Source organism: Phycisphaerae bacterium (genome assembly GCA_012729815.1).
Taxonomy (GTDB): domain Bacteria; phylum Planctomycetota; class Phycisphaerae; order JAAYCJ01; family JAAYCJ01; genus JAAYCJ01.
In genome coordinates this window covers 1-9,896 of sequence record JAAYCJ010000131.1, presented here as the reverse complement: position 1 = coordinate 9,896, position 9,896 = coordinate 1, and the positions used below count along the sequence as shown (strand labels likewise).

The following is a 9,896-nucleotide window of genomic DNA, read 5'->3' as shown; positions in this document are numbered from 1 at the left end:
GCGTGACGCTTTTCGATCGCCTTGCGAACGCCCGCGCTGTACTCCGGCGTGTCCTCCGCCGTGATCCGATCGCCCGGACAGAAGCCCACGCAGTGCGACCGGTGCCGATGGCCCGGATCGGTCACCTCGTAGTCCTCCAGCCACTCCAGCAACCGCCCTTCCTCGTTAATCACCGGCATCGGCAGCCGATCGAGTATCTTCGACCACGCCTCTCGTTTGTGCCGATCGACGTCCAACACCTCCGTCGACGCTATCAGGTTCTCGAACAACTCCCGGATCAGCTCCAAATCGAACGTCGACGGGACCGACAGCATCGTCACGTACTCCCGATCGGCCGGGCATATCTCCGGCGAACCGCTGGGGACCGGCACCAATCGTCCCTGATCGTCCTCAACGAGGAACCGTTCGTAGAACCGTCCTATCTCCCGCAGGATCGGATAGATTCGATGGCGAAGCTGGACCTCGTCGTGATGATACCGCCACGCCATCCACAGCATCTGCCCCAGCCACGCGTTGACGCCGGTGGCCAGCATCCCCAGATCGTCCACGTTACCCACGTTCTCCGCGTCGCACGTGCCGCTGTAGAACGCCCCGTCAACCCCGTAGATATCCCGCGCCGCCCGCTGCGCCTGCGGCAGCAGCGCCCACGCCCAATCCACCATCGGCTCAAAAAACTCCGCCAGCCCCACCATGCCCAGCGGCCAATAGCACATCTCGATGTTCAGATCGAGATGATAGTCGCAATCCCACGCCGGCCGCGGATCCTCGTTCCAGAGGCCCTGTAAATTGATCGGCGCCTTGTACGGCTCGTGCCGCGCCGCCGGCCGCCCGCACGCAATCGCCAGGTAGCGGTACGTGTTAAAAAGCTGCTCGAACAGCACCGGCGGCATCTCGCCATGCTGGCGAACCCGATCGACCAACCGCGGCGTCGGCGTCTCGGCTGGGCGATTCGAACCCAGTGACAGCGAAACCCGCCGATACAGCTTGCGATGGTCCTGAACGTGCTGATCCAAAAGCAGATCGAAGTCCGCCGGCGTCCGATCCAGAATCCCGCGGCACCGCCCGATCGGATCGGCGTCTTCTTGCTCCGTCGCCATCGCAGTCAGAATCAACACCTCGTCAGCCGCATCAACGCACGTCGAAACGCCCGTCACCCCCTCTTCCCACTTCTCCTGGCGAAAACCGAACTTAAAGCCGTTCAGTTCCTCTTCCTTCCGCGGAACAAACGCCTGCTCGTAATGACGCACGCCGCCGGTCAACCGCCCGCCGCGATGAACCAACCGCACCACCGCCGCGAAACTCAACCCCTCCTCGAACCGCCCGAGAAGCACCAACTCGTCCAACCCGGCATCGGCGACGACCTCGCACTCCCCGTCCACCATCCGCGTCAGCCACACCGTTCCCGCCGTCCGCGCCGCACGGTCCGCCCGCAGCCGCGTGACCGCCACGCCGGCCGGCCACGACACGAAACTCTCACGCACGTGCCGCACCGCCCCCAACCGATAGCTCACCTCGACCACCGCCCGGTCCAGATCCAGCACCCGCCGATAGTCCTCGACCCGGTCCTCCGTCCGATGGTGCGGACGGATGTACAAGTCGCCCAGCGGCACGAACGGATTGACGTAGATCGCCTCGCCGCTGATCGCGATCCGATCCTTCATCAGCCGATACGCCTCATCCCACCGCTTCTCCAGGCAGAGCCGTCGGTACGCCGCCATATCCGCCCCGGTGTTCCGATCGCCGTACCGCCAGTACCGCCGCCACAGCCGGTCGTGATTCAGCGCATGCCGATCGCACCGCACGCCGCCCAGCACCATCACGCCAAGCCGCCCGTTGCCGATCGGATACCCCTCCGCCCACTCGCAAGCCGCCTCGTTCGACCAAACCCGATCACTCGAAAAACCCGCACTGTCCTGCCAAGCCATACCTCACCTCATCCCGTAGGGAATTCTCCAACACCGTCCAGCCTCGCGGGATTATGGCCCCTTCCCACCCCAAACGTCAACCCACTCCCATAAAGAGCCGCGACCGCCGGCGAGCCGCCCTTCCGCCAATGCACCAATCACACGATCTAACCGATTTAAACGTCAATTGTCTTGACTCTCACCCACCAAAGCACTAGACTGTGAACCTTTCACGGCCACTCTCGGCCGCGAAATCAGATGGAGCCTGGACATGAACACTTCGACCTTGACGGTCCGCGACCTGACCGGCCTCAGGTCGCCCCGACCGGTCACCGGCGGCGTGCCACTCGCCGAAGGAACCGCCCCTCGCGGCGCCCGTTTCACCCTCACCGACGCCCGCGGACGGCCAGTGCCGCTGCAAACCGCCGTCCTGGCCCGATGGCCCGACGCCAGCGCCAAGTGGGTGCTCCTGGATTTCTCAGCCGACCCGCCCGCCGGCAAATCCGCCACGTACCGCCTGACCTGGTCCAAATCAACCAAACCAATTCCACCCGATGATCCCGTCCGCGCCTCGACCAAACCGCCGGTGCGGCTGGCCACCGATCGCGTCCGCGTGGAGACCGACGACCAGGTCCTGCTCGCCGTCAACCGGCAATTCGAAGTGCGAATGACCCTGAGCGACGGCAAAGGCCGGCGCTATCAGGCCCGCACCGACGCCGCATCCATCGAGACCCGCGGCCCCCTCCGCGGAACCATGCAACTGCGCGGCGATTTTCGCGACGCCGATGGCGAACGCGCCTTCTCCTTCCGCCTGCGCGTCTCCGTCTTCGCCGGTTTACAGCGCATTCGCCTGGAACCGATGATCATCATCGATTCGGACCACGGCGTCATTCAGCCGATCCGCGAACTGGCGATCGAACTGCGCCCGCTCAGCGGCCTGAAAACCGCCAAGATCGACGGCGCCGGTCCATGGACGCCCAACGACCCGCCAAGACGCCTCTTCCAGATCGACGACCAACAATTCACCGTCGAAGGAACCAAAGGCAAAGGCCGACGCGCCGCCGGATGGGCCCGGCTCGAAGACAACGCCGGAAACACCGCCGCCGTCGCCCTCCGAGACTTCTGGCAGCAATGGCCCAAGAGCATCGAACTCGACCGCGATTCGGTCAGCATCGGCCTGCTGCCGCGATTCCGCGCCGGCACGTTCGACCACATGCAGCCGTGGTACAAACACCAGTACCTCTTCAAGGGTTCATCCTACCGCCTCCGCACCGGCCAGGCCCGCCGATGGGATCTGTGGCTCGACCTCGCCGGCGACGGACAGACGCTGGCCGCCGCTGCCAATGCGCCGCTCGTGCCCGCCGCCGATCCCGCTGAAGCGATCGCCACCGGCGTCTGGGGACCGATCGCCCCCGTCGGCGCCGCCATGCGCGACTACGACCGATGGGCCGACCGGATCTTCGAACTCTACCGGCGCAGCATCGAAATCAACCGCGACTACGGCGCGATGAACTGGGGCGACTGGTGGGGCGAACGCGGCTGCAACTGGGGCAACCACGAGTACGACACGCCCAGGCACATGCTCATCCAGTTCGCCCGCACCGGCGATCCGAAGTACTTCCACGCCGCCGACGCCGCTGCTCGCCACATGAGCGAAGTTGATATCGTCCACTGCCTCAACGACGACCTGAAGGAGTATTTCCACCAGTGGCCGTGCAAGGGCTTTCCACCCCGACCGGGCATGGTCCACGAGCATTGCGTCGGCCACGTCGGCGGCTTCGATCCGATCCAACGCATCCGCCGACTCTTCGTCTCGCTCGGCGTCGGCCGCAGCAAGAACCCATACCTCTGCCTCGACCCCTACAACCTCGGCCACCTCTGGACCGAGGGCATGGTCCAACACCACTTCCTGACCGGCGACCCGTGGCTCAGAGACACCGTCGAACTCGTGGCCGCCAGCCTCCTCAAACTGGTCGATGACGGCCAGTACGCCTTCGCCGGACACGCCCACAGCGGCCGGACCACCGGCTGGCCCATGACCGCCCTCGCCGCCGCCTACGAGCTTCGACCCGACCGCCGCTACCTCCGGGCCCTGCGAAAACTCGCCGACGGCGCCCTCGCCGAGCAGGACCCCAACTGCGGCGGTTGGCTCTACGAACTGCCCTGGGGCCATTGCTTCTGCCGCACCCGCAAGCACGTCGGCGAAGCCGGATTCCTCACCTCCGTCCGCGTCAACGGCCTGGCCCGATACCACGACCTGGCCGGCGACCGCCGAATCCCCGAAGCCATCCGCCGCGCCGTCACGCACATCAACAACGACACCTGGCTGGACCACCGAAGCGACTGGCGATACACCTCCTGCCCCGCCACCAAACCCTTCGGCCAGATCGGCGTGACCGTCATGGCCCTGGTCAACAGCGTGCGCCTCACCGGCGACGTTGAACACCTGCGAATCCTCAGAAAGGCCTGGCACGCTCGCTTCCAGCAGCTCATCTCCGAACGCAATCTCAAGAAAGGCCACGGCAAAACCTACGCCCTGACCATGCTCGGCGCGCCCGAAGCCGCCGGTCTCCTGGCCAATCTCGCGAAAGGCTGAATCATGCCTCAAAGCCCCCTCGAAAGACTCCAAGCCTTCACCAGCCAACGGCCCGACGGCCGCCACGCCAACACCCTCGCCTCCGTCTACCACCTGCTCAAACACAACGAGCCCAAACTCGCCTTCAACCCAACCGTCGCGCCCGCCCAGTTCGCCCGCTGGAAAACCAAGGTCCGCGCCAAACTCCGTGAACTGATGCACTTTCCCAAAACCGCGACTCAACCCAAGCCCCGAATGATCTTCTCCCAGCCGCGCGACGGTTACCGCCTCGAACGCTGGGAACTCTTTCCCGAAGACGGCGTCGTCACGCCGATCCTGATGCTCGTTCCCCACAGCGCCTCAAAAAAGAACAAAGCCCCAGCCGTCCTCTGCATTCCCGGTTCGAGCAACAGCAAGGAAAGCCTCGCCGGCGAACCTGAACTCGACGGCGTCTCCTTCTTCAACCGCAATCCCCAGCGGAACCGCATGGCCCTCCACTACGCCCGCGCCGGCATGGTCGCCGTCGCCGTCGATCATCCCGCCATGTGCGAAAACGACCTCGGCGTCGAAGACCCCAACCACGATGACGTCGTCTGGTTCCTCATCTGGCTCGGCCGATGCTTCGAAAGCCTCAGCACCTTCCACAAGCTCCGCGTCGTCCACTGGATGCGGACCCTGCCCTTCATCGACTCCAAACGCCTCGCCGTCAGCGGCCACTCCCTCGGCGCCAAACCCGCCCTGCTCCTGGGCCTGCTCGAACCCGCCGTCCGCGCCGTCGTCTGGAACGACTTCGCCGGCAACTGGCGAACCCGCCAACTCGCCACCATGCTCGTCCGCCGCCCGTCCTGGCAGTTCGTGCCCGGCCTGATCGAATGGTTCGACTACCTTGACCTCATGGCCGCCCTCGCTCCAAAGCCCATGATCATCACCGAGGGCGGTCGCACCGACGAAATCGCCCTCGTCAAAAAAGCCTACCGCATCGCCGGCGCGCCCGCCGCCCTCAAGGTCGCCTACTACCCCAAATTCGACACCCCCGCCAAACGCCCCTTCGACCGCCAGCCCATCCCAACCGGCATCGACGACGAAACCTACCTCCAATACGCCAACGTCGACGTCCCCAACCACTGCTTCAAGGAAACCCTCGCCGTCCCCTGGCTCAAACGCATCCTGAAATAGTCGCCGTCCCCAAAGAGAGCCGCGACCGTGAGGGAGCGGGGCCTTCGACCCCAAAGAACCGTAGGATGCGTCGTCCCGACGCACCATTTCTTGTTCCCTCCTCCAACCAGCCACCAGCCGCCAATCCCCCATTTTGCACTTTGGTATTTTCTATTTTCATTTTTCATTCGCTCCCCCTCCGCGTGTTCCGCGTGCTCCGTGCCGCTCTTTTCTCAGAAATCTCTCCAGAGATTCCTACCCGTTCCTCCCACCGCCCCAAAAACCCGCTTTTTCACCCACCGAATTCATGTGCTATCTTTATGGTGCGGGGAACCTCCGCCTCCCCGCCGCGCGTCGCCTCGCGCGACGTTTGACAACTCAATACCTACCCCATCAGCCCACCGGCGCCGCCCACGCCGACGACAACGAAGGGACCGGACAAATCGCACAATTTGTACAAAACCCGCCTGCCGCAATCATCTGCATCACACCGGCGGCATCGACGGGCCGCGCAAATTGTACAAAACGTACGCCCCGCCATCCGTCATGGCGATCCAAAACACAGCGTACGGAGAGCCATCCATCGACGGGATCGGAAGCTCAGGCAAATCTTACAATTTGTACAAAACCCGCGTCGGCCGCCCCACCGTAAGCATGCCTGCCACGCCGGCAACATCACCGGGCCGCGCAAATTGTACAAAACGTACAAGGACGTTCTGCCGCGCGCGACGCCTACTTCGCATCCACCTCAATCAACCTGATCTCAGACGGCTCGACCCGCATCGTGATCGCGGCCTGCCCGCCGCTGTCTTTCAGCGGCACGTCCACCCCATCCAGCCAATCGTAAGCCCGATGCTCCCGCGGCGAAACACCCGCCAACTCAACCGTCACGTCCTTCGCCATCGGGTCGCGGTTGATCAACCCGATCTGCAGCGTCCCATCGCGCCGTTTCACCGAAACCTGCACCGACCCGTACGGCTCGACCCGCACCCGCGGTCGGACCCCCACCGCCTCCAACAGCCGCCGCAACACCGCCGCCGAAGCCGCCACATCATTCTCAAACCCGCAGCCGAACACGATCAGCCGGCCTTCGCCAACCTTCTTCTCCACCGCCGCCGGCCGACCGTCCTCCCACCGCATCAACACCCGCAAGTCCTTGCCCGTCGGCACAAACCCATCCGCAGCCGGAAACGACAACCCGCCTTCCAGCACGACCTGGCCCGCCGCATGCCGGACCATCGCAACCCCCCAATCGTTGTAGAGCTTGAAATCCGCTTCGCTGTCCGTCATGAACTGCCCCACCAGCGTCCCGCCGCCCCGAACGAACCGATCCAGCCGCTCCCGCGTCACATCGTCCAGCCGAACGCAGTTCGCCTCCAGCAGAACCCCATCCCTCGGCATCGCAGCCAGCCTGTCACTTCCCACCACGCGATACTGCAAACCCAGCTTGGTCAGCAGGTCATACCCTTTGATGTAGTAACGCCGAATCCGTTCCCAGTTCTTCTCGTGGGCGAACAGCGCGTCGTCAAAGAACGTCACCCACAGGTTGTCGTACGAGCGAGAAAACGCCTGCATCCGCTGCGCCGTTGGCTTGAGCCGAGACCAGTCCGACAGGTCCTGGCCCGTGGGCCAGAAACAAAACTCCATCCCCATCGCCCCGTACCAGCCCGCCTGCCCCACCGCACCAACCGTGCACGGGGCGTTCGGCGGAACCTTGCCCTCCTCCACCATCATCCGCACCCCATACCCCTCCGCCATCGACGGCAGAATCGCCGCCATCACCGAATCCTCGAAATTGCTGTGCATCAGTACCGCGTCGTATGTCCGGCACATCCGCAGCCAACCGGCGGGCCACAGGCCGCTCGGTGAGTCCCAGACGTCCAGCGGCCAGGGCATCCCCATCTTCAGAAAGATCGGCCGCGTCGCGTCGAACCGCCGGATTGTCCGGCACAGTTGGCTGTAAACCTCAACCGCCCGCTCCTTGCGCATCTTCATGAAGGCAAGAAAGTAGTCGTCCACGCCATGCTCGCCCACGTACGCCACGTCCGGCGCCTCGATTTCGCTCCAGTCACCGACCTGACGGCCCAACCGCTGCGACACCGCCTCCAGCGTCCAGCCGCGGGTAAACAGGTAGTCCCGCCACGCCCGATGCAAAGCCGGCGTCCGATCGCTCTCGATGAACCCGACCGGGTTGTCCTGGTGGCAGATCGTCGGACACCACGCGAACACCGTCGGCTCGTCCTGGTACCGCTGCACCAGGTTCTGCCACAACAGCGTATACCGCGCGACGAACTCGTCGCTGAAGTTCGAAGGATTCCTGCCGTCGGTGATGTCCTCGGTCAGCCACGGAACGCCCAGAAACAGCAGCGTCTTGATCTCGACCTTCAGCCCCGCCCGCTTGGCCCGCTCGATGAACCGATCCACCAGCGACCAGTCGTAAACCCCGGGGCTGGGCTCGATCGCCGCCCATTGGATGTCCAAAGCCACCCAGTCGAACCCGCCCTCGCGAATCCGGCGAAACGCCGCCTCGTCCGGCTCGCCCACGTACATCATCCCATAACCCCACGAGTCGGTCGCACTGACCTTCGCCCCTTCAAACTCCGCCGGCATCACGCCGACCGGCGTCGAAACCTCGGCCCGCTCCTGACCGCTGGCCGCCTCGCATACCAGCCGATAGCTACCCGGCTCAACGTCGAGGGCCTCGATGCGATACTCAATTCGCCCGACCTGACCCGGCTCGATCGAAAGCTCCCGCTCCAGCGCGTGCAGCGGCTTCTGGCTGCGGCTGCCGCGATACAGGGCCACGCGGCATCGGACCTGCCGCGCCGCCTGATCGCCGTGGTTGATCGTAGCCGCCGCGGTCAGCGGTTCGCCTCGCCGCACCACCACGCCGTCCGGCGAGATCGCCGCCTGCAGACTCGAACCCTCCGCGCCCGGCATCGGACCGCCCCGCTGCGTGGTGATCCCGCAAATGCCCAGCACCACGCCCGTGCTCCGCAGCACGATCGCCCGCACTTCCTTTTCCGGATGCGGGTTCGGCCAGCTCAGCAGCCACACGCCGACCAGGTCGCGGATCGCGTTGCCGCCGTACCACGCCACCTTCGCCTCCGGCAGGTCCACCGGATGCCACCAGTCCGCTACGTGACGGCTGGCAATCACGTCGAACGCCGCCTCGCCGCCGTCCGCGTATTCCAGAACGTAGCTTCCCACCTGCCCGTCGTTCAGCCACGCCGCCGCGTGCAGCACGTGCAGCACGTCGAACCGCTGCGGCACGTTTTCGATCCGCGCCTCGTTGCCGAACCCGCGGCGATCGCCCAGCATCACCACGCTTTTGGCGCCGTACTGGTCGTCCAGGATCTCGAATGGCACGCCCAGAAACTCCTGTCGCCCGCGCGGAAAGCGCCGCAGATCATTGTCGCCCTGGTCGGTCCAGCCGCCCGCGCCGTCGCCGTCGTGCTGGTCGGTGAAACTGCGGGTCGCCGCCTTCAAAAGGTCCACCGGCACATACACCGCTTTGGTCGCCGCCTGCGCTGCCGGCGTCTGAACCCTGGCCATCGGCGTCTCCCGTTCGCTCGTCCCGCTCGTCTGAAGCACGCGAAGCTCGTCGATCCGAACCGTCCCCGCACCGAGCAGTTCGCAGTGGAACCCCAGCCGTGCCGCGCCACCCGGCGGCGTCAACGCGCAGCGGGTATGCGTCCACCCTTGAGCTTGGATCGGCAGCTCGCAGACCTGTGATCCGACATGCCGCACCGACTGGTCGAACCAGTAGACCACCACCCGCGCCGGCTTGGCCACCGCCTCCGCTTCGCTCCAGACTGCCAGCTCCAGCTTCATGCCCGGCTCGAACGCAAACGTCGTCGCGGTCATCACCTCCTGCCGCTCGCCGGTCGAGCTGAGCATCAGCGATCGTTTGCCGTCATGCGCCGACGCCGCATCGGCCCGCACCGGGCCGCCCGCCAGTCGCTGCCAACCGTCCGGCGCGCCGGCGTCGGCTGCGTGAGCGACCTCAAACGAACCGTTGTAGACAGCCACCGGCTGTCCGTCCGCCACCATTCCACCCCCCGCCAACGCGCATACCGCAACCGCGAAAATCAGCATCGAAAATTTCTCCACCATTACCAGGGAATTTCTTCCGGCGGCGTATCAGTTGGACGCAGAAACCAGAGATCATATCGTCTGTCGAAGTTCTCCGCCGGAACCAGGTCGTTCCACTTCATCAGTTCCAGATGGCCGTCGCAGAAGCTCACGTTCGCTCCACCCTG

At 65.0% G+C, this 9,896-nt stretch carries 5 protein-coding genes; 2 read left to right on the top strand and 3 right to left on the bottom strand.

Annotation, left to right across the window (positions count from 1 at the left end):
• Positions 1-1,925 (bottom strand): hypothetical protein (locus tag GXY33_08960; protein ID NLX05261.1); only part of this gene is annotated, 1,925 nt, incomplete at its 3' end.
• Between the two features lie 250 nt (positions 1,926-2,175).
• Between GXY33_08960 and GXY33_08955 the strand changes: the two genes are divergently transcribed.
• Positions 2,176-4,500 (top strand): hypothetical protein, encoded by a 2,325-nt coding sequence (locus tag GXY33_08955; GenBank protein ID NLX05260.1) that lies wholly within the window; start codon positions 2,176-2,178, stop codon positions 4,498-4,500.
• 3 nt (positions 4,501-4,503) lie between these two features.
• Positions 4,504-5,655: a hypothetical protein gene (locus GXY33_08950; protein ID NLX05259.1), complete on the top strand. Its 1,152-nt coding sequence runs from the start codon at positions 4,504-4,506 to the stop codon at positions 5,653-5,655.
• 711 nt (positions 5,656-6,366) lie between these two features.
• On the opposite strand, the gene GXY33_08945 is transcribed toward GXY33_08950, so the two are convergent.
• Entirely contained in the window at positions 6,367-9,732 is a 3,366-nt protein-coding gene (locus tag GXY33_08945) for a hypothetical protein (GenBank protein ID NLX05258.1), read from the bottom strand.
• Between the two features lie 17 nt (positions 9,733-9,749).
• On the bottom strand, positions 9,750-9,896 hold a 147-nt coding region (locus GXY33_08940; protein ID NLX05257.1), incomplete at its 5' end, for a hypothetical protein.

What these genes read in the sequence shown, in the direction of transcription:
- GXY33_08945 (NLX05258.1), bottom strand. Translation starts at nt 9,732, where the DNA reads ATGCTGATTTTCGCGGTTGCGGTATGCGCGTTGGCGGGGGGTGGAATG.
- GXY33_08950 (NLX05259.1), top strand. Translation starts at nt 4,504, where the DNA reads ATGCCTCAAAGCCCCCTCGAAAGACTCCAAGCCTTCACCAGCCAACGG.
- GXY33_08955 (NLX05260.1), top strand. Translation starts at nt 2,176, where the DNA reads ATGAACACTTCGACCTTGACGGTCCGCGACCTGACCGGCCTCAGGTCG.